This is a genomic window from Paenibacillus sp. FSL K6-2859 (assembly GCF_038008265.1).
Lineage (GTDB): Bacteria > Bacillota > Bacilli > Paenibacillales > Paenibacillaceae > Paenibacillus_AQ > Paenibacillus_AQ nitricinens.
Window position 1 is genome coordinate 258,182 of record NZ_JBBOYU010000002.1, and the last position, 17,678, is coordinate 275,859.

The following is a 17,678-nucleotide window of genomic DNA, read 5'->3' on the forward strand; positions in this document are numbered from 1 at the left end:
AAGTCTTTATTCTAGAGAGCTTAGAAAGGAACGATTGATGTGGCTAAGATAATAGCAATAACAGACACTACACCAAAAGAAAAAATTAAAATCAACAGCGGCGTCATTTATTTTCGTATTGTTGCCATACCTTCCATTTTTTATTTCCTTAATGACTCTGCTCGGCAGTATCTTGCGTCAGCCGGTTACACCAAAACCCCGATGAAGGGTGGGGATCTGGATTAATGTAATTCATATCGTCCTTGATTACATCTTGATCTTCGGACTCACCGGAGCGGCATTAGTTACAGTTCTGGTTCGGATGATTGGTTCCAATGCGCTGTTCCGTTACATCCGGAAGTCACAGCTGTCTTTCTCGCTGTTCAAAAAAGACCATAACGAGTTCACTATACCGCTTCTCAAACTCTCTGGACCAGCCGCTGCAGAACGCCTCATCATGCGTCTGGGATAAGTTTTATACATGGGACTGATCGTCAGAATCAGAACGGAGGTTTACGCTGCACATTGTCATTGATATGGTAACAACCGCACTTCGAATCGATGCCTTCGCGCAGCCGTTTCTGGCTGGGTGCGGGTGACCCAAGATCCCGATGTACAGCACCGCCATCGGTATGTGGCTGATCAGGGTCATAGAAGTATACATCTTAGACATTCAACTGGATTTGGGCATTGCAGGTATCTGTTTGTCAATCGCTATTGATTTGGCGATTCGTGCAGTATTTTTGTTTTTCCGTTTCTGGAAAAAGATTGCTGTCGTTGAAAATGGGGCCGCACATTAAAGCGAGGAGGGGAGTGTGTCGCATATCAATTAATCAGCGCGGGATAAATGGTAGCATCCGACCGATAAGAACGAATAGAAAAGCTTGGTACCGAACATGCTCATTCCATACTACCAACTTGTTTCTGGGACAATTGCGATTTGCTTTGCCTCCCACTGCAAGAATCCATTAGGTAAGGACCACAGCAAGTGTCTGTTGGTTGAACTTCCTTTTCTCCCGTATGTGATAGGCAACCGTCTTGGGCAAAATTCCGACTATGCTCGTTTTCGTTTAGTTTGGCGTTTCTACTGTATCCAGCTCGCAATACTGGTTACCTGTATTACTGATTTATGCTGTTATTTAGGCATTGTGTATCGGATTTATACCCGATTGTTTCCAGATGTCCGAGGCAATCGACTAGCAGAAAATGAGCAATAAGTGATGTGAAGTGTAAATTTATAATACTAAACAGGCCGGTTTGTGAACCAGCCTGTTTAGGTGTGATTTATTCGTGTCTAAATGTTGTAAGGTCTGTTGAAAAATTTGTTCAATATGTGTGTCATGCAAAGAATAAAAAACGTTTTTGCCTTCTTTTCGACGTTTTACGATTCGCATATTTCTTAAAAGCCTTAGCTGATGAGAAACAGCAGATTGTTCCATATCGATTAAAACAATTAGATCATTTACACATAACTCTTCATGAAGTAGGGATCTACAATCTTTATTCGTGTAGGATCACTGAAAGCTTTAAACCAATTAGCCATCTGAGATGCTGAAGTTGTATTCATCAATTTTGATTTTAAAGAATGAAGATCCTCTTCAGAAGTATTAGTTGTAACTTTGTCTTCTTTTTATTGTTCGTCATAACCTGCTCAATCATTTACTTGGATAAATAAGCATATTATATATCAAACACATGAACATTTGCTCATATATCATTTTTTGTGAAATGGGATAATGATATTGGGACAATTAGGTCAAGCCAAAGAAACGGTGAAGCATGAATTATTATTAGAAGGATTAGATTGTGCGAATTTTGCATTGAAAATTGAGAACGGAGTAAAAAAACCAAGGTGTCTCAGACTGCTCTGTAAATTTCGTGAATAAGACTTTGTCTTTTGAGGCAAACAAAGATCAGGATGAGGAAATTGTAACCGCGGCAACTAAGCTGGTTAATAAACTTGAACCGTATATTGTAGTAAGTATCAAGAAGAGAGGAGGGACTAGGCAAAGAGGGTGGAGATATTGTCCTTCAAGCCGTGGAAAACATTCTTCGTGGTCAAGTATTTGATGAATACTTCCTGATGTCTGTAGCTACAATCGGCGCATTTGCCATTCAGGAGTATCCTGAAGGTGTAGCAGTAATGTTCTTTTACCAAGTGGGAGAGCTATTTCAAAGTATCGCCATCAATCGATCCCGTAAATCCATCAGTGCGTTGTTGGATATAAGGCCGGATTATGCGAATCTGAAAGCCGGAAATGAAACGAAACGGGTATCACCAGAAGAGCTTAACATTGGAGACCATATTGTTGTAAAGACCGGTGAAAAGGTTCCATAGGATGGAATCGTAATCGAAGGGAACTCTGCGGTAGACACCTCTGCGCTCATCGGTGAATCCATGCCTCGGGAAGTCGAAGTGAAGAGTGAAGTCCTTGGCGGCTTTATTAATAAAAATGGGGTTTTAACGGTAGAAGTGACTAAACCGTTTGGAGAATCAAGAGTATCCAAAATATTGGAACTTGTTGAAAATGCAAGTAGTAAGAAAGCACCGACTGAGAAATTCATTTCTAAATTTGCACGTTACTATACGCCGGTTGTTGTTATCATCGCTTTACTTCTGGCTGTCGTACGAGTCTTCCTGGAGCAGATAAATTCTAGGGCAGAATTCTTCATTCATCCGATTATAAGCTTCCGGAATCATTCCAAGGGAAGAGGGGTGTCGTTGTCGGTCGAAGGAATTCTGGAGTGCAGATAGCAGTTGAGCTTGCCGATCATTCTAACGTATCATTAGCTGTTCAGCAGCCGGTTCAGTTTACACCGCAACGTGTTTTAGGCCTTGATCTACACTACTGGTTAAAAATCACAGGCGTAGACAAGTTTCCATTTTATCGAATCGGGAAAGAACCACCGAGTCCTATTCCTGTGTTCGACCTTGGGGGATACCGTAAGAAAATAGATAACTGCAATCCGGATCAGAGAAAAATGTTCTCAGGTTTTTATTCTGAAGGTGTTGTTTGGGCAAATGGAGAACGGGAGTCAATTGATGTTGTAATATTCGCTACAGGTGGTCGGTGTCAGTACATAAGTTCCTGGACTTTATTATGTCGGACTCTCTTACCAGCGGTCTTTTGATTCAGCGACAATACGCGGAGTCGGTCTGATGCTAAATATGTCGTGAGGAAATTAGCGGTTTTTTGAAGAAATGACGTACTCCCTTAACTTATTTGCCAAATAATGACTAAATAAAAGAGTATTAAATTGGTATCTCAGGACACTATATAATTATTAGGAGTGTTTGTCATATCATCTGAGTAGGAGTGTGCTGAAAATGAAAAAATTATTACTGACATTTGCGACTGCGTTAGCGATTGTGACTAGTGGTTGTGCAAACAGCGCTAACAATATTAACTATGACACCTCAACTAACATGGATCATTCAGAAATGGAACATTCAAATATGGCGAGTGAAGTCCCTTCAGGATTAAAGGAGGCAACTAATCCGGAATACAAAGTCGGTGATCAAGTGGTTATAACCGAGGGACACATGCCTGGGATGGTGGGAGCAACGGCAACTATAGTTGGCGCCTATGACACGAATGTATATGCTGTATCGTACACACCGACAACGGGTGGAGACTCTGTTACCAATCATCAATGGGTTATTCAGCAAGAATTAAAAGACGCGGGAGAACAGCTTTACATGTCTGGCACGGAAGTGGTTTTGATTGCTGATCACATGCCTGGCATGAAGGATGCTACCGCAACCATAGATAGTGGCGAGCAAACAACAGTATATATGATAGACTATACTCCGACAACCGGTGGAGATCTTGTTAAAAATCATCAATGGGTTACAGGAAAAGAGTTAAATCCAAAGTAATAATTATGAAAAAAAGAAGGCAACTAACACAAATTGGCTGTCGTCTGCAAAGCCGGACATTTGACCTTACGCTGATATTCCCTGCGTCCGATGGAACCTACATTCCGGCCCAAAATGGTGAATCCGTTTCTTAAATGTATAGATATTTCATTCTTAATGTAGGAAAATAGGCTGGCCCCCGGTTGATATGCTCCCCATATAGTAGACAGGCGAAATAATAAAAACCTGTCGCTGTATGGGGAGCATTTTTATGGAACAAAAGAAGTATACGGCACTCGAAAAATTAACGATTCTCCAAGAAATTGAACGGGGCGACATTGGTTTGAAAGCTGCGGCCCGAAAGTATGGATTATCCAAAACCTCTGTAGTGAAGTGGCGGCAACGTTATCAATTATATGGGTACGAAGGGCTAGAAGTTCGAAGTCACAATCGTACGTATTCCGCAGAACTTAAACTCCATGCCGTTAAGGATTATCTCGAGGGAGGATTGTCACAAAACCAAATCATCTGCAAGCACAAGATTGCAAGTTCAACCCAACTCGCCAACTGGATTAGAAAGTATAATGGTCATAGCAACAGCTTAACAGCTCATTCAGGAGGAAATAAAGCGATGACCAAATGACGCGTAACCACTTGGCAGGAACGGATAGATATCGCGCGGTACTGCCTGGCGAATGGACAAGACTACACGAAGGCGGCAAACCATTTTCACGGGTCTTACCAACAAGTATATAGCTGGGTAAAGAAGTACGAAGCAGACGGTGAAGAGACGTTACGAGACGGCAGAGGACGTACTAAAGCGCCTGAAGAACTTACGGAAGCAGATCGCCACAAACTCGCGATGCAAAAACTGGAATACGAGAATGCACGCCTGCATGCGGAGAATGCTTTTCTAAAAAAGTTAGAGGAACTCGAAAGGAGGAGGCGCTAAATCAGGTTCGTCAGGAGGACATCTACCTGGCTATTCAGGCTGTTCACCAAGAGGAGTCTTGCTCTATTCAGCTTTTGTGTGACATCACTGGGATATCGCGGTCAAGCTACTACTAATGGTTGAATCGTGAACCCAGTTCCCGAGAGACCGACAACGAGAAACTGACAGAGGCCATGCTCCTCTTGTATGAGAAGATGGAAAGAACCTTTGGATATCGTCAATTGACCCTGCATTTGCGCAGACAAATGGACAAATCGATTAACGCTAAGCGAGTGTACCGGCTCATGAGATGCCAAGGCATCCAGTCTGTCATCCGCAGAAAGAGAAAGAAGTATGTAGGCTCCACGCCTCAGCAGGTTGCAGAGAATGTGCTGAACCGTAATTTTGAGGCTGAAGCTGCATGGCAAGTTCATTGTTGCTTACGTTCTGGGCCATTCCAATTTTAACATGCTGGAATTAGCTTTGAAGGCAGCGCCGGAGAGCCGAACCTTACTCCATAGTGACCGATCGTGGTTTCCAGTATAGCTCTCTGCATTTTAAGAAGATGCTGGACGATGCAGAACTGAAGCAAAGCATGTCCCGAGTAGGCTGCTGCATTGACAATGCACCGATGGAATCCTTCTGGGGAACATTGAAATGTGAGAAGTACTACTTACATACCTACCAGACTTCTGAAGAACTCCAAACAGATATTGATACCTACATTCACTTTTACAATAACGAACGCGTTTGGGAGTATATGTTGGCTACATTGTGGAGGCGTTTAGTCTTGCCCTAACGTGCCTGACCGATTTGAGCTCTACAGACATCCTGAAGGGGGAGAATGTATCATCGACTATGCGCATACACCGGACGGGTTTTGCCAGTTTCTAGCGACGGTACGAGCCCGTACAGTTGGCCGGGTTTTAGGGGTAATGGCGATCCAACAAAGAGGGGACCCATGTTAGATATATCCAAGGGGGTTAGCGATCTTATCATTTTAACGCGAGATGATTTAAAAGGTGCGGATCAAACCCAGATTACAGAGGAACTGAGAAAGATGGCCGAGCTTCACGCAAACCATATTGTCTTTATGGAAGATCGAACGAAAGCAATTGAATACGCATGGAATCAAATACAGTCAGGAGACGCTATCACGATAACCGGCAAAGGAAATGAAACGTATGAAATTCCATTTGAATTACCGTGTCCTTCCGATCGAGCAACTTTAGAATACCTGCTTAAAATTTATAACTAGGATAAGAAGTAGTTTGCCCATGCAAACTGCTTTTTGTTTTTATCTAAATAAATAAATCTAGAGAGGTGGATGTTTTTCACTTGATATGGATAAATGAAAGCCCATAAAGGCATGTTAAACAGTGCATTTCACAATTTAAGAGGAGATGATTACCAATGTCACACGAGCAGTTTAGGCATTGTATTGAAGAATGTCTTCGTTGCATGGTTGCTTGCAACCACTGTTATACTTCCTGTCTGGAGGAAGGACATGCGGAGATAATGAAGGAGTGTATTCGGCTGGACTGTGAATGTGCAAAACTTTGCACTTATACAGCCAGCGCCCTGTCAATTAACAGTTCTTATGCCAGAGAACTTTGTACCCTCTGTGCAGCGGTATGTGAATCCTGTGGAAATGAATGTAAGAAGTACGAATCGCATCACTGTCAACAATGCGCCGAAGCATGCTTCAGATGTGCGGAAGCATGCAGAGCTATGGCGTCTTAAAACGCAGACTTCCGTTACCAATGATGACCCAGTGGAGAATGAGCCTTGGGTTTTCATGAGAATCTTAACATCGCCAAGAAGGATGCTTATCCATTAAGTAGTCAAGACCCCATTTAGTAGACATTCAAAAAAGACCTAGGGTAAAAGCTGACTCCTGTACTCAACAGGAGTCAACTTGTTTAGTTTTCGTTGCGCTCTGTCTTCGTTATAAAAATGTATATATTCCTCAATTCTTCTTTGTGCCTCATCGATACTTCGTATATCATATGGATAGATTGCTTCGACTTTCTGATGAGAGAAGATGCTCTCGATTGAGGCGTTTTCATAACAATTGACTCGGCGTGATATGCTGATTTGGGCTCCAATCTGTGGCAGCATGTCGTGGTATGTATGGGACGTGTACTGGTATCCCTGATCGCTGTGAACGATCAGTCCAGTCACGTCTTTATGCGTTTCAAAGGCCTTTTAAATGTTTCTAATACAAGTGGGATTGTCATTACGTCTGCTGATATGGAACCCGACAATCTCGTTATTCCAGCGATCTTTCCATCCGAGACTGCCGCCTCATAGCTTGTTCTATGAACGTATTTACGGCGTATAATCGCTTTAATACCGAGGTTCTGCATGAGTCGCAAAACCTTTTTGTGATTCACAACAAGACGATATTGACGGTACAACTCAACCTGTATACGGCGGTACCCTACGGTCCTGTTACGTTGCTTATAAATGGCTTAGATCTTACACTTTAAATCCTCGTCAGTATCCATATCCTTGCGCTTCAGATAAGCATAGTAACCACTTCTGCTGCCCCTCAGATATCTACTGAGGTCCCTTATGGTTTGCTTATGCTTAAGCTCTTCGATAACGACATATCTCTCTTTCAACCCTCCCGATTCAAGATTTGTAACCACTTTTTTAGGACATCTACCTCCAATTGCAAACAACGCAGTTCTCGTTCTTGCGCAGTCTCAGTCCTTTGACCCGATACTTCCTCACCCAGACTCTAGCCCTATTCTTATCATGTATCTCTAAGTGTTCTGTAATCTTGCGATAGCATCATCCATCTTCGATAAAGAGCCGAACGCCCTCTGCCTTTAGTGACTCAGGATAATGTTTAAACTTCTGACCTTTCATTGCTGGCATAAAGAATGCGCCCCCTAGAATTACATCGGAATTTACCCAGGGGTTTTTCCAATGTCTATTCTAAGGGGTGCATTTCAAAGCTCACACTTAGCGTTTTTTATACCATATGAGTTATATCACACACAATTCTCAAAAAAAGAACATGGATAGTAAATATTGATCTTTTAAAATAAACTCAATCAAAGATTACACCAATTACAGATTTTTAAAGGAGGAATAAAGCAATGACATGGTCTTGGACTCGGGTGATACTGCGTAGGTTCAGTAATATTTGGAGAGAAGACTACCCGTAAGGTGGTCTCTAACCAATTGGAGACTGATTGGACAATTCATCCCAGACTATTTTGAGGCAAAAGTCCTTAATGAACAATTTAAAAAATGAGCTTTCTAGCTTGCGTTAAACCTCATAAAGAAAATTTTGAATGAAAAGGGAACTGACCAGGATCAGTTCCTTTTTCATCTAGCAAATACATACGTTAGAGATTGGATCAAGTGCTTCAATCGATTTCCCGTATTTACATATTGCATTGCATTCATTCCTTAAATCAGAAAATCGAATATATGAGATCGGGCCACACTGATTACGTTGCAAGGAGGGGCGAAGCAACTGTGCCCGTACTTCCTTCTCCCGTTTATCCGGGCAAATGAGATACAGCTTGGATGAGGCATTCCCTACAGATAACGATAAGTCGTGCAGTCTGAGAATACCGGAGTAGATGGAAGTACTTTTCTCGACTTCAAATCCGGATACTATCTCATTTCGTTCATTTAACCAAAGAACATCGATAAAAACGATTGTATCTGAAATGGACTTAGGGAGATCCAGTTCAGGAAAAGCGGGAAGGGAATACCGGCCCAAAGTGTCTTCGTGCCACTGTCGCTGATGATCATTTTGGGCTATCCAGACTTTATATCCAAAGGTCTGACCGAGTCTCGCCAAATAAAGCTGCATTTCCGTATGTTCACTTTCTTCGATATAATCGGACAGCACCTCTAAATGCCGTTTATGTCTCCCCTTCTCCTTCTTTTTATCCTCCTCTTGAAGAAACGCTTCGGCATTTCCGCTAACAATCAGGCGTCCGGAGCCAATTTCAAACAGCAAGCCGGAAATAGCGCCAAGGTCCTTAGATAAAGATGATCGGTGTGCCTTGTTGATATCCAGCAGGTTCTCGCGTATCTCTAGGTAAGCCGGCCAGGAGCCCAGCTTCATCTTGCGTCCCAACAGCGCGTTAAACCCATTCAAGATCGCTGTGTTAAACGGGGGAAAGAGTGTAGGATGAAGAAAATACAAAATATTGGCTACTGCAGGTCCGAGGCCTTTAATTTGATGATAGTCCAGTTTCACAATCTCAGTCAGAACCTGCTTTTCTTCAGAGGCTTGTAAAACGGCTCTTAAGAATCGCCCAAAAGCCAATTGGTTCTCCTCATCTTCGTAAATGTCGGGAATACGCAGTTTGGGCTTCCAGTAAAAGGCATGTGCAGCACCCTCAAAAACCTGCTTTTGTTCACAAATCGCAGCAAGCACATCTTCTAAGGGAGACCCCTTGAAGTCATTTCCAAAAGACCGCGCCTCTATAGCTTTTATGACATCATTTACACCCATTTTTATGGTCCGAAAGGCCTTTAGCCTTTCGCTATTGTTTAAAAACCAGGTGTGGTATACCGATTCCGGATCAGATTTATACTCCAAAATATACTGTTCAATGTCTCGGTTCATGTCGCAGACGCCTCCATATTTAAATCATACTCTGGATTATAATGTCGATTTATAAGAGATGCTGTGCGATTTGTTCGGTATAAACATGATCTTCCCATCATATCCCTCAAAGTAGGTTGGTATTCTTGAGATACATCAACGAATACAAACACACTTCATATTAAAGGAAGTGAAAAAGGTTGAAAGCAATTCGCAGCACGATTGGCTTGCTTCTCCTCGTCATCATTTAAACGAGTTTGGGTTATTTCGGTTGGTATGCCAGCAATAAGGGTTTGATATCCTGGAACAAGCTAAGTGCTTGACTAATCCGAATGTTCATAATCAGCACTCATTATCATCCACATCGGTTGGAGCGTCCACGAATATATACCCAGTAACTTTAAATTCGCGCATACACAGAATCGTGGGAATTACCGTTTAATTCGGTCCAATGAACAAGATGTAAATCAAACTTTGAGTGAAGGGGAAAAAACCTTTGTCACTTTCCTTTACTTTATGCATTTATTAAACGGCAGTAATAATAGGGATTTGATATCGGAAAATAAAGTGGTGGTCATTGATGATCCGATCTCAAGCTTAAATAGTAATAGTAACGTATTCTTTATTAGATAGGTAATTTCCTTATGGAAATACACATTATGAGTCAATAGGTCGCAGGGCAAACGTAGAGCAGACGAAACATTCTGGACTATAAGAAAAGTGGATGATGTCACAGAGGTTGAACCTCACGAAAGTAATCCTATTAAAACTTCATATGAGCTCATGTGGCAAGAATTAAAATATGCTCGAAATAGTTCCTCAATGACTGTACAAAATTTGATCCGGAGAATCATAGAGAATTATTCAAAATATTCGGGAATTACAGTAACGATGATATTCTTGATAAATTTGGAGAAGAGGAAAGGGTGATCTGCAGGGCCTTATTTTCTTGGGCCAATGATGGTTCCTACTTTGCTGGTGATGACATGTATCTCGAACATCCAATTGGATACAACGAATAAGTATCTGTGCGTATTTGAGAGAATATTAATAATCACCATGGGCATTATCAAATGATGATGGGAGCTGAGGTGTTAACAGAGGAAGCGATAGATCAATCTTTAGTATAATAATTTAAATGCGAACAGTAAAGTATAAATGAGCGGTTAGCAAACTTATTCCGGTTTGCTAACCGCTCTTCAACTTTTCACAATAATTAGGATGGACTTAATACAAAAATGTAATTTTTATACCACTAATTTTTTAGGTGAAATCCTTAAGATTACTACAGAATTATAGAGAAATGATGTGTTAATTGTGTGGAAAATATGTGGAAAGATAAAATTTTAAGAATCATTGACAGACTATTAGACTATAGACTACAGTAATAATAGTTACAAAATATTAATAAGTTGCCGAATTTCAACGTTGAAAACGGGGGAACCATTTTTGGGTGAATTATTCTTGAATGAAAGGGAATATAGGGAACCTTTAACCGAATCCTTAGCTAACTCCGTAGGCATTGAAGGGAGAACAAGTTTCTGAAGAAAGTCATCATTTCCATGTTGGGAGCCACATTCATATTTGCTTCAGCAGCAACAGGTACATATGCTAGCGAGGTGAAATTGGACAGCGTAGTAAATCAGGTTGTAGGAACACCTTATCTTTATGGAGGAACTACGACATCAGGTTTTGACTGTTCAGGTTTTATACTTTATGTATTGAAGAAGTTCAACGTGGATGATCTTCCACGCACTTCACAATCGCAAGCTAGAACAGGTATACCGGTAGCAAAAGAGGATTTGCGCGAAGGGGATCTTGTATTCTTTAACACCTTTGGTAATGGAATTTCTCATGCAGGCATCTATGTGGGTGACAATAAGTTTTCACACTCTTCCAGCAGCAAGGGAGTAAGAATCAGCAGTTTGTCGGAAACGTATTATCAGGAGCGATATGTAACTGCTCGCCGAGTTGTCAGTGAAACAAACTATTCCAAAATGGTGAGTCGCTGATCTCAGAGTAACTGAATTAAAAAAGATCGTCTCCAATCTACGGGGGCGATCTTTTTTTCTGGTTAATTTTAGGATTAAACGAAAATAAATTTGCTTACGGGCAGTTATCCGTTTGAAAAAGTAACTTTCTTAAATAGACTCTATACACTCACTGTTTTGCAGAAAGTTTTTTACGTATCGACCAAACCATCAGCAAGCCCAGGATACTTACTGCAACTAAACCTACGCCAATATATTCAGTGCTGAGAATTAGTAGTTGTTGAACAGAATAAGCCTCAATGATGAGTGCTGGTAATTTTCCGATCATACTTGCTAATCCAAATGTTACCCAACTAACACGACTTAAAGCACTGGCGATATTTATTAAACCGGAAGGGATAAAGGGCAATATCCTTAGAGCGATGATGAGAAAGAAAGCCTCATAACCTGATGTTTTTTGAAGCCGCTTCAGATATTTATTTTCTTTGTTTGCTGCCTTTGTCAGATATAAGAATCCCTTACGATATAGTATAAAACTGATGATGGCCCCAAGTACTTCTCCTAAGAAGGAAATAATCAATCCATTATAAAATCCAAAAAAAGTGATGTTTGCCCCTGTGAGAAATACGCTGGGTATAAAAGCGAAAATGCTAATCAAAATATTTAGAGACAAGCTTATGACAATAGCGAAAAAGCCACTCTCCCTTAAAAACTCAACAATATACGAGGCCATTCAAATCAATTCCTTTACTAAAGGGTAATGCTCATCTCATTATAACAGGTAAAATCTAAGCAATAAAATAAAAAAAGAACTATGCGTGATTTCAACTAGTCACCTATAGTTCTCTTTTCATTGGATCTAATATTAATCTTTATTATAGAAATGCGTCGACATCTCCGTCACTAGTTGATTGTGGAGTATTGCTTTCAACTTCTACAATCATTCTTAATGGTAAACAAGTAGCTTTAAACGATAAGTAATTCATAATTATCCTTTTCAAAGGACTACTGGGTCTTGTACTAAAGTTCTTAAAGTGCGCTAAAATAGCTTTAAAGGCCGGTCTATTCCTTATCTTGAGAGAATATGCCCCGCGCTGTATGTTGGCTGTAGTAAGCTAATAGAGGCTTTTACAAGTAAGCTTCCAGCAGTAGTTACTAATCTCCTTATCTGAACTTTGGATCCGAAAGGAGTGTACTGATTGATATGTTTGGGACATTATTAAACTCGATCTCAGGGGGGAGTTCCGCTGTAGTTACGATATCAGAGATGGCCAGACGAGCGCCAGGCTGAAGAACACGGCTTCATGGAATACTTGCTGTTTATCCAGTGAGAGGTTAATCACACAATTAGAGATAATCACATTTACAGAATTGTCGGCGAGGGGAAGATGTTCAATTTCACCCAATCTAAATTCCGTGTTATTGAATTTCCCTTTATTGGCGTTATACCTTGCGCGGCTGATCATCTCTAGCGTCATGTCCACACCGATTACATGGCCCTGATCACCTACCTGACGTGAGGCGAGGAAGCAATCGAGTCCGCCGCCGCTCCCGAGGTCTAGAACATGTTTACCAGCCTGCAATTCAGCAATGGCCTGGGAATAGCCGCATCCGAGGCTTAAATTTTCCCCTTCAGGAGCTGCAGCCAGATCCTCGCTGGAATAACCCAACTTAGCAGATATGGCATCAATATATACGTACATCACAGATTCATAACGTTCTGAATAAAGCGCTGACGAATTTCTATATAACAAAGCACGCTCCCTCCAATCTAGGCATATGTTGAAGTACTTTAGCGTGGAGGGAATGAAATAGATGTTTCCATGGCATCAAAGTTACTTTACTCCTGATTATGTTTATTATCCTTGGCAGCAATGGTAGAGCTATCCTGTTCTAATAATGGGTAACCCTGTAGTGTATTCCCCTTATCATGGTTCTGAGCGTTCTAGCTCCTGGAATGGAACTGAGATTATGGATTACGGAAAGAAACCGTTCGTCATCAACATTGAGCAAGTAACGAAACTGAATAATACCTTTCGAACTGCATTATGGTCGGGAGAATATTTTCAAGTTACAGTTATGAGCATTCCGGTTGGAGATGACATTGATTTAGAAGTACACCCTCATACAGACCAATTTATCCGAATTGAAGAGGGCCAGGGTCTCGTTCAAATGGGTGACTCGAAAAATAAGCTGGATTTTGAGACAATGGTCTACGATAACTATGCCATATTGATCCCTGCAGGCAAATGGCATAACTTAACGAACACTGGAAATATACCATTAAAAGTTTATGTTATTTACGCGCCACCAGAGCATCCGACCGGAACCATACATGTTACAAAGGCGGAGGCAATGGTATCACATTGATAGACGACGCTTTAAATTTAGTATTTATAACTTCAGTTTCATTCAGCAGACAATTATCGAATAGAACAACTGATTGAAGAAACATAATGTCAAACATGTACGCAATGCGCCAACATTAGTCCCCTCCTTAGTTAAATGAGCCTTTCACCGGATAAAGTTGAGTAAAAGGCTTCTTTCTCGTGTTCATATCCTTTTGCTATCTTCATAACTTCTTCATAAGCTGCAAATTTGTTCTTCATAACTCTCTTATATAGTGTAACTATAAGGAGGAGATACAAATGAAGAAACTTTGGATTGGATTATCAGCATTGGTACTTGTTATGGGGATTGGAACCGCTGGCGCTTACGCTGCAACAGCAAACAATAATACTAACGGCAGCAGTTTTTTCGAAAAAATGCTACCCTTTGCCAAACAAATGCACCCAAACCTGTCAGAGGACCAAATCAAGCAAATGCAAGACAATTGCAGCACTTCAAACGGTACGGGAATGTCAGGAATGATGCAAAATTCTCAATATAGCAGGGGTATGATGAACTTCTAATCCGATCATGATAAGATAAGACCTCATAGAAATGAGGTCTGTCTCATTTTAACAACAAAGCAGGTGATGAAGTTCGTGAAAATTTTAGTGGTGGATGATGAAGAAAATATCCTGCAGGTCATTAAGGCTTATTTGGAAAAGAATAATTATATTGTGTACAAAGCCGATACAGGAAGAGGCGCGATTCATCTTTTTGAAACCTTACAGCCTGATCTGATCGTGCTGGATTTGATGCTTCCGGATATGACCGGAGAGGAAGTATGCAGAATGGTACGTAAATCATCGAACGTTCCGATACTAATGCTGACTGCAAAGAGCAGTGAGGACGATATGGTGAATGGGCTCATGATTGGAGCCGATGATTATATTACCAAACCATTCAGCCCAAGAGAGCTGCTCGCCCGGGTGATTAGTCTTTTAAGAAGAACCAATCAGCGGGAACAAGGGAATATGTCACTGCTGTCATATGCGCACGGCTGTTTAACAATGGATTTGGAACGTTATGAGGTGAGAATTCACGAGGAGCCCGTATCCCTTACCCATATGGAGTTTAAGCTGCTGGAAATTTTAGCAAAGCATCCGAAGAGAGTGTTCTCACGCCTTGAACTGGTTAACCTTACCCAGGGTGATACCTTTGAAGGATTCGAGCGAACCATCGATGTTCATATCAAGAATATTAGACAAAAAATTGGCGATGACCCTAAACACCCTGTTTTTATCGGTACAGTATTTGGAGTGGGATATAAATTCTTGGTGAGTCCGGATGAGAAATAGAGGCGGATTGAGCAGAAAGCTTCTTATATCCCATGCCGGTGTGGCTCTTGCTGCGCTTCTGTCTATTGTCCTGCTTGTCAACATAGTAATGAATGTTTCGTTCAACCAATATCAGAAAAACCAGGAGCGGGCGGAAATACAAACGTTACTGGAAAATCTAAAAGAAGCTTATAATGAGCCAACCAGCCAATGGAATACAAATGTATGGATGATGATTTCGCACCAGGCGATGGTTAGTGAATATATCGTTCGTGTATATGACAAAGACCACCAATTGATTTGGGACACTAGCCAAATGGGGATGCAAAGAAAAGTGAATTCCCAGCCTAAGCAAGACACCATTACAAAAGCAATCGTAAAAGACAATCAGCAGGTCGGGACATTGGAATTTCAACCAGTGAACGAAACATCGCAAAGCCAAAATCAGCAGTTTCTGCGAATGTTTAATACATTGTTATGGGCCGCGATGATTCTCGTTATTGCCGGGACGTATCTGTTTAGCCGCTATATGGCCAAAAGCATTAGCCAGCCTCTTTTAGAGATTAAAGATATCGCTTCGCGAATGAGGGAGGGAGATCTCACTTCCCGGGTTGAAGTTATAAATCAAAATACAGAGATTGATGACGTGGGGCGTGCGCTCAATCATTTGGCTGAAGGGTTGGAGAAGCAAGATCAGTTAAGGAAATCACTGACTGCTGATATGGCGCATGAGCTGCGAACGCCCTTAACTACTATACAAAGCCATTTGGAAGCTTTTCAGGATGGCATATGGGAACCGACGCCGAATAAGCTTCAAGTGTGTCATGATCAAGTCCTGCGACTGGTTCGACTCATCAGTGATTTGGAAAATCTGGCTGCAGTAGAGAATCCAATGGTTCAGCTGAAGACGGAGATCGTATCTCTTAATGATATTGTTGAGATGTCGTTAAATACAGTATCCAGCCAGTTTAGGCATAAAGGACTTTTAGCTGACCTGATAAGTACAAATGACGTTTGGATCACAGGGGACCGTTCGCGGCTCGTTCAGGTATTCGTAAATCTGATAAGCAATGCATTCAAATATACGAGTTCTGGAAGTATTCATATTGAAGTGTTAAAAGAGAAAGCAGAGGGCGTAGTCATCGTATCCGATACCGGAATGGGTATACCTGAAGATGAACTTTCCTATATCTTTGAACGTTTTTACCGCGGGGAGAAATCAAGGAATCGGAAGACTGGCGGAGCCGGAATAGGACTAGCGGTTGTTAAAGCCATAGTGGATGCTCATGCCGGATCTATTCATGTTGAAAGTGAGAATAAAAAGGGAACTGCTGTTTATGTTCGTCTTCCATTAATTCGATGAAAGGATGAGAGGAAATGATGATGGGTTATGGCTCTGGGTTCGGAACATTTGGATTAGTCATCAATTTTTTACTGATCGTAGGTGTAATCTATTTGGTGATAAAATGGGTTACGGGCAATGGGAATTCACGATTTATTGACAATACTCCAGAGAGAATCTTGGATGAACGCTTTGCAAGAGGTGAAATCACGGAGGAAGATTATTACCGGATGAAGAGCATTTTGCGGGATTGATAACATTAATGGAGATATGGCAAAAGAACAAGGAGCCCACCTCATTTGATTTATCCCCCTCCTGGTTTGTTTATAATTCTAAAAAGATCATCTTTTGGGGAGACGAGAAATATTTGCTCAGAAAGAAACTTATCCATCAAGCAATTCTAAACCGGATGCCTTTAAATGTTCACTTGATCAGCGGTGAAACGTATTGTGGTGTATGTAAGGAGCATGAATTATAACCACACATAACTCATCTACAATAAAAACATCAACATAAGCAACATACAGAGGAGGTATACAGATGGAGTGGTCTTTATTACTGTTGTTGATTTGTCCGTTAATGATGATATTTATGATGTTTGGGATGCGGAGGACGCATGGTCAAGTTGGAGGCTCTAATCAGTCACAATCAGATTGGAGTCTTCATCAAGACTATAATGAGTTAAAAGTGCAAAACCAACAAATGAAAAAAGAAATCGAAAAGATGTCCATTAACTAAGTGTACTATCCTAGTGTCTAAATTATATTTTCAATACAAAGGCATAAAAATGTACAGGAACTAGAATGTATGGTAGGTGAGAATAGTGTTTAAACATCGAGTGTTATTTGTAGATAATACAGGGCTACGAGAAATTCGATCCGCTTTTACTTATTGGGAAAAGGTTTTTCAATAAAAGAAGCAACTACGGGTCAGGAAGCGCTGGCGATGATAAAAAAAAACATCCCTTTGATATTATCCTATTGGATGCCAGAATACCGGATATGGATGGATGCCAAGTATGCCAAATAGTTAGAGAAACAGACACTATATCGATTCTTATGCTCTCATTGTGTACAGAACTCAAGAATAAAGTTCGTTGTTTTCGGATCGGTGCGGATGATTTTTTAACCAAACCTTTTGATTTGGAAGAATTGTTAGCCCGAATGAATGCTTTAATGCCAACCTGCCGATAATCCATCTTCTCACCTTATAAATAAGTTATAATCCCGAAAGTTGCAAAGTGCAAATAAAAAATAAATATGACTTTAAACAATAACTTTTACATTGCGATAACATAAGGTGCGATTTAAATATAATGATTTAATTATA

23 protein-coding genes, 6 pseudogenes and 1 riboswitch are annotated in these 17,678 nt (G+C 40.9%); of the genes and pseudogenes, 24 read left to right on the top strand and 5 right to left on the bottom strand.

The genetic code is table 11. The features are described from left to right. Positions 1-39: 39 nt before the first annotated feature. The 3 genes from MHB64_RS31860 to MHB64_RS31870 all read left to right on the top strand — a co-directional run bounded on the left by MHB64_RS31860 (position 40) and on the right by MHB64_RS31870 (position 779). Positions 40-225: a hypothetical protein gene (locus MHB64_RS31860; RefSeq protein WP_341136329.1), complete on the top strand. Its 186-nt coding sequence runs from the start codon at positions 40-42 to the stop codon at positions 223-225. Then, entirely contained in the window at positions 209-451 is a 243-nt protein-coding gene (locus tag MHB64_RS31865; protein WP_341136330.1) for a hypothetical protein, read from the top strand. The genes MHB64_RS31860 and MHB64_RS31865 overlap by 17 nt, the downstream gene beginning before the upstream one ends. Positions 452-590: 139 nt before the next feature. Beyond that, positions 591-779, top strand: coding sequence for a hypothetical protein (locus MHB64_RS31870; protein WP_341136331.1), 189 nt, complete (start codon positions 591-593; stop codon positions 777-779). A gap of 435 nt (positions 780-1,214) precedes the next feature. Here MHB64_RS31870 and MHB64_RS31875 read toward each other — a convergent pair. After that, positions 1,215-1,570 (bottom strand): annotated as a pseudogene (locus MHB64_RS31875) (ArsR/SmtB family transcription factor); the annotation flags it as partial. 166 nt (positions 1,571-1,736) lie between these two features. Between MHB64_RS31875 and MHB64_RS31880 the strand changes: the two are divergent. From MHB64_RS31880 to MHB64_RS31925, 11 genes and pseudogenes are all read left to right on the top strand, one after another. Continuing rightward, positions 1,737-2,608 (top strand): annotated as a pseudogene (locus MHB64_RS31880) (heavy metal translocating P-type ATPase); the annotation flags it as partial. 35 nt (positions 2,609-2,643) lie between these two features. Continuing rightward, positions 2,644-2,703: pseudogene (locus MHB64_RS31885) on the top strand (hypothetical protein); the annotation flags it as partial. A 21-nt stretch (positions 2,704-2,724) separates the two neighbouring features. After that, positions 2,725-3,111 (top strand): hypothetical protein, encoded by a 387-nt coding sequence (locus tag MHB64_RS31890; RefSeq protein ID WP_341136332.1) that lies wholly within the window; start codon positions 2,725-2,727, stop codon positions 3,109-3,111. 196 nt (positions 3,112-3,307) lie between these two features. Beyond that, on the top strand, positions 3,308-3,859 hold the full coding sequence (locus MHB64_RS31895; RefSeq protein WP_341136333.1) for a YdhK family protein: 552 nt from the start codon (positions 3,308-3,310) through the stop codon (positions 3,857-3,859). A 5-nt stretch (positions 3,860-3,864) separates the two neighbouring features. Next, a complete protein-coding gene (locus MHB64_RS31900; protein WP_341136334.1) occupies positions 3,865-3,993 on the top strand; it encodes a hypothetical protein in 129 nt (42 codons plus the stop codon). A 116-nt stretch (positions 3,994-4,109) separates the two neighbouring features. Next, positions 4,110-4,481, top strand: coding sequence for a transposase (locus MHB64_RS31905; RefSeq protein ID WP_341136335.1), 372 nt, complete (start codon positions 4,110-4,112; stop codon positions 4,479-4,481). A 24-nt stretch (positions 4,482-4,505) separates the two neighbouring features. Further along, complete coding sequence (locus MHB64_RS33980) at positions 4,506-4,790, top strand: helix-turn-helix domain-containing protein (protein WP_445671653.1); 285 nt, start codon at positions 4,506-4,508, stop codon at positions 4,788-4,790. 119 nt (positions 4,791-4,909) lie between these two features. After that, positions 4,910-5,236 carry an IS3 family transposase gene (locus MHB64_RS31910; RefSeq protein ID WP_341136336.1) on the top strand — a complete coding sequence of 109 codons (327 nt, stop codon included), beginning with the start codon at positions 4,910-4,912 and terminating at the stop codon, positions 5,234-5,236. A gap of 53 nt (positions 5,237-5,289) precedes the next feature. Further along, positions 5,290-5,568, top strand: coding sequence for an IS3 family transposase (locus MHB64_RS31915; RefSeq protein WP_341136337.1), 279 nt, complete (start codon positions 5,290-5,292; stop codon positions 5,566-5,568). A 1-nt stretch (position 5,569) separates the two neighbouring features. Further along, positions 5,570-6,027, top strand: a pseudogene (locus tag MHB64_RS33985) (glutamate ligase domain-containing protein). A gap of 260 nt (positions 6,028-6,287) precedes the next feature. Beyond that, positions 6,288-6,512, top strand: coding sequence for a four-helix bundle copper-binding protein (locus MHB64_RS31925; RefSeq protein WP_341136370.1), 225 nt, complete (start codon positions 6,288-6,290; stop codon positions 6,510-6,512). A 135-nt stretch (positions 6,513-6,647) separates the two neighbouring features. Here MHB64_RS31925 and MHB64_RS33990 read toward each other — a convergent pair whose 3' ends face one another. Next, the gene (locus MHB64_RS33990) at positions 6,648-6,890 is read right to left on the bottom strand and encodes an IS3 family transposase (protein WP_445671650.1); all 243 of its coding nucleotides are present in this window, start codon (positions 6,888-6,890) and stop codon (positions 6,648-6,650) included. Between MHB64_RS33990 and MHB64_RS31930 the strand changes: the two genes are divergently transcribed. Beyond that, positions 6,867-7,082, top strand: a complete 216-nt coding sequence (locus MHB64_RS31930) for a hypothetical protein (RefSeq protein ID WP_341136339.1) — start codon at positions 6,867-6,869, stop codon at positions 7,080-7,082. The two genes, MHB64_RS33990 and MHB64_RS31930, sit on opposite strands and share 24 nt — an antisense overlap. A 1,033-nt stretch (positions 7,083-8,115) precedes the next feature. Here MHB64_RS31930 and MHB64_RS31935 read toward each other — a convergent pair. Further along, on the bottom strand, positions 8,116-9,372 hold the full coding sequence (locus MHB64_RS31935) for a hypothetical protein (protein WP_341136340.1): 1,257 nt from the start codon (positions 9,370-9,372) through the stop codon (positions 8,116-8,118). Positions 9,373-9,738: 366 nt separating this feature from the next. On the opposite strand from MHB64_RS31935, the pseudogene MHB64_RS33995 reads away from it, so the two are divergent. Then, positions 9,739-10,281: pseudogene (locus MHB64_RS33995) on the top strand (AAA family ATPase). A 473-nt stretch (positions 10,282-10,754) separates the two neighbouring features. Then, positions 10,755-10,888, top strand: a riboswitch (cyclic di-AMP (ydaO/yuaA leader). 4 nt (positions 10,889-10,892) lie between these two features. Beyond that, positions 10,893-11,363, top strand: a complete 471-nt coding sequence (locus tag MHB64_RS31940; protein WP_341136371.1) for a C40 family peptidase — start codon at positions 10,893-10,895, stop codon at positions 11,361-11,363. A 148-nt stretch (positions 11,364-11,511) separates the two neighbouring features. On the opposite strand, the gene MHB64_RS31945 is transcribed toward MHB64_RS31940, so the two are convergent. Next, positions 11,512-12,075, bottom strand: coding sequence for a TVP38/TMEM64 family protein (locus MHB64_RS31945; RefSeq protein WP_341136341.1), 564 nt, complete (start codon positions 12,073-12,075; stop codon positions 11,512-11,514). A gap of 485 nt (positions 12,076-12,560) precedes the next feature. Further along, a pseudogene (locus MHB64_RS31950) lies at positions 12,561-13,024 on the bottom strand (methyltransferase domain-containing protein); the annotation flags it as partial. A gap of 217 nt (positions 13,025-13,241) precedes the next feature. On the opposite strand from MHB64_RS31950, the gene MHB64_RS31955 reads away from it, so the two are divergent. From MHB64_RS31955 to MHB64_RS31985, 7 genes are all read left to right on the top strand, one after another. Next, on the top strand, positions 13,242-13,712 hold the full coding sequence (locus tag MHB64_RS31955) for a cupin domain-containing protein (RefSeq protein WP_341136342.1): 471 nt from the start codon (positions 13,242-13,244) through the stop codon (positions 13,710-13,712). A gap of 278 nt (positions 13,713-13,990) precedes the next feature. Then, positions 13,991-14,254: an FAD/FMN-containing dehydrogenase gene (locus MHB64_RS31960; protein ID WP_341136343.1), complete on the top strand. Its 264-nt coding sequence runs from the start codon at positions 13,991-13,993 to the stop codon at positions 14,252-14,254. Positions 14,255-14,320: 66 nt separating this feature from the next. Further along, complete coding sequence (locus tag MHB64_RS31965; RefSeq protein ID WP_341136344.1) at positions 14,321-15,028, top strand: response regulator transcription factor; 708 nt, start codon at positions 14,321-14,323, stop codon at positions 15,026-15,028. Between the two features lie 7 nt (positions 15,029-15,035). Next, on the top strand, positions 15,036-16,370 hold the full coding sequence (locus MHB64_RS31970; RefSeq protein WP_341136345.1) for a sensor histidine kinase: 1,335 nt from the start codon (positions 15,036-15,038) through the stop codon (positions 16,368-16,370). A gap of 14 nt (positions 16,371-16,384) precedes the next feature. Then, positions 16,385-16,603 carry an SHOCT domain-containing protein gene (locus tag MHB64_RS31975; protein WP_341136346.1) on the top strand — a complete coding sequence of 73 codons (219 nt, stop codon included), beginning with the start codon at positions 16,385-16,387 and terminating at the stop codon, positions 16,601-16,603. 286 nt (positions 16,604-16,889) lie between these two features. Further along, positions 16,890-17,087 carry a DUF2933 domain-containing protein gene (locus MHB64_RS31980; protein WP_341136347.1) on the top strand — a complete coding sequence of 66 codons (198 nt, stop codon included), beginning with the start codon at positions 16,890-16,892 and terminating at the stop codon, positions 17,085-17,087. Between the two features lie 152 nt (positions 17,088-17,239). Then, complete coding sequence (locus tag MHB64_RS31985; RefSeq protein ID WP_341136372.1) at positions 17,240-17,542, top strand: response regulator transcription factor; 303 nt, start codon at positions 17,240-17,242, stop codon at positions 17,540-17,542. Positions 17,543-17,678 lie beyond the last annotated feature (136 nt).

Excerpts from the sequence above, each read along its gene's own strand:
- MHB64_RS31870 (WP_341136331.1), top strand. The coding sequence starts at position 591 with ATGTACAGCACCGCCATCGGTATGTGGCTGATCAGGGTCATAGAAGTA.
- MHB64_RS31900 (WP_341136334.1), top strand. The coding sequence starts at position 3,865 with ATGAAAAAAAGAAGGCAACTAACACAAATTGGCTGTCGTCTGCAAAGC.
- MHB64_RS31895 (WP_341136333.1), top strand. The coding sequence starts at position 3,308 with ATGAAAAAATTATTACTGACATTTGCGACTGCGTTAGCGATTGTGACT.
- MHB64_RS31925 (WP_341136370.1), top strand. The coding sequence starts at position 6,288 with ATGAAGGAGTGTATTCGGCTGGACTGTGAATGTGCAAAACTTTGCACT.
- MHB64_RS33990 (WP_445671650.1), bottom strand. The coding sequence starts at position 6,890 with ATGCTGCCACAGATTGGAGCCCAAATCAGCATATCACGCCGAGTCAAT.
- MHB64_RS31945 (WP_341136341.1), bottom strand. The coding sequence starts at position 12,075 with ATGGCCTCGTATATTGTTGAGTTTTTAAGGGAGAGTGGCTTTTTCGCT.
- MHB64_RS31955 (WP_341136342.1), top strand. The coding sequence starts at position 13,242 with ATGGGTAACCCTGTAGTGTATTCCCCTTATCATGGTTCTGAGCGTTCT.
- MHB64_RS31975 (WP_341136346.1), top strand. The coding sequence starts at position 16,385 with ATGATGATGGGTTATGGCTCTGGGTTCGGAACATTTGGATTAGTCATC.
- MHB64_RS31935 (WP_341136340.1), bottom strand. The coding sequence starts at position 9,372 with ATGAACCGAGACATTGAACAGTATATTTTGGAGTATAAATCTGATCCG.
- MHB64_RS31980 (WP_341136347.1), top strand. The coding sequence starts at position 16,890 with ATGGAGTGGTCTTTATTACTGTTGTTGATTTGTCCGTTAATGATGATA.
- MHB64_RS31965 (WP_341136344.1), top strand. The coding sequence starts at position 14,321 with ATGAAGTTCGTGAAAATTTTAGTGGTGGATGATGAAGAAAATATCCTG.
- MHB64_RS31960 (WP_341136343.1), top strand. The coding sequence starts at position 13,991 with ATGAAGAAACTTTGGATTGGATTATCAGCATTGGTACTTGTTATGGGG.
- MHB64_RS31905 (WP_341136335.1), top strand. The coding sequence starts at position 4,110 with ATGGAACAAAAGAAGTATACGGCACTCGAAAAATTAACGATTCTCCAA.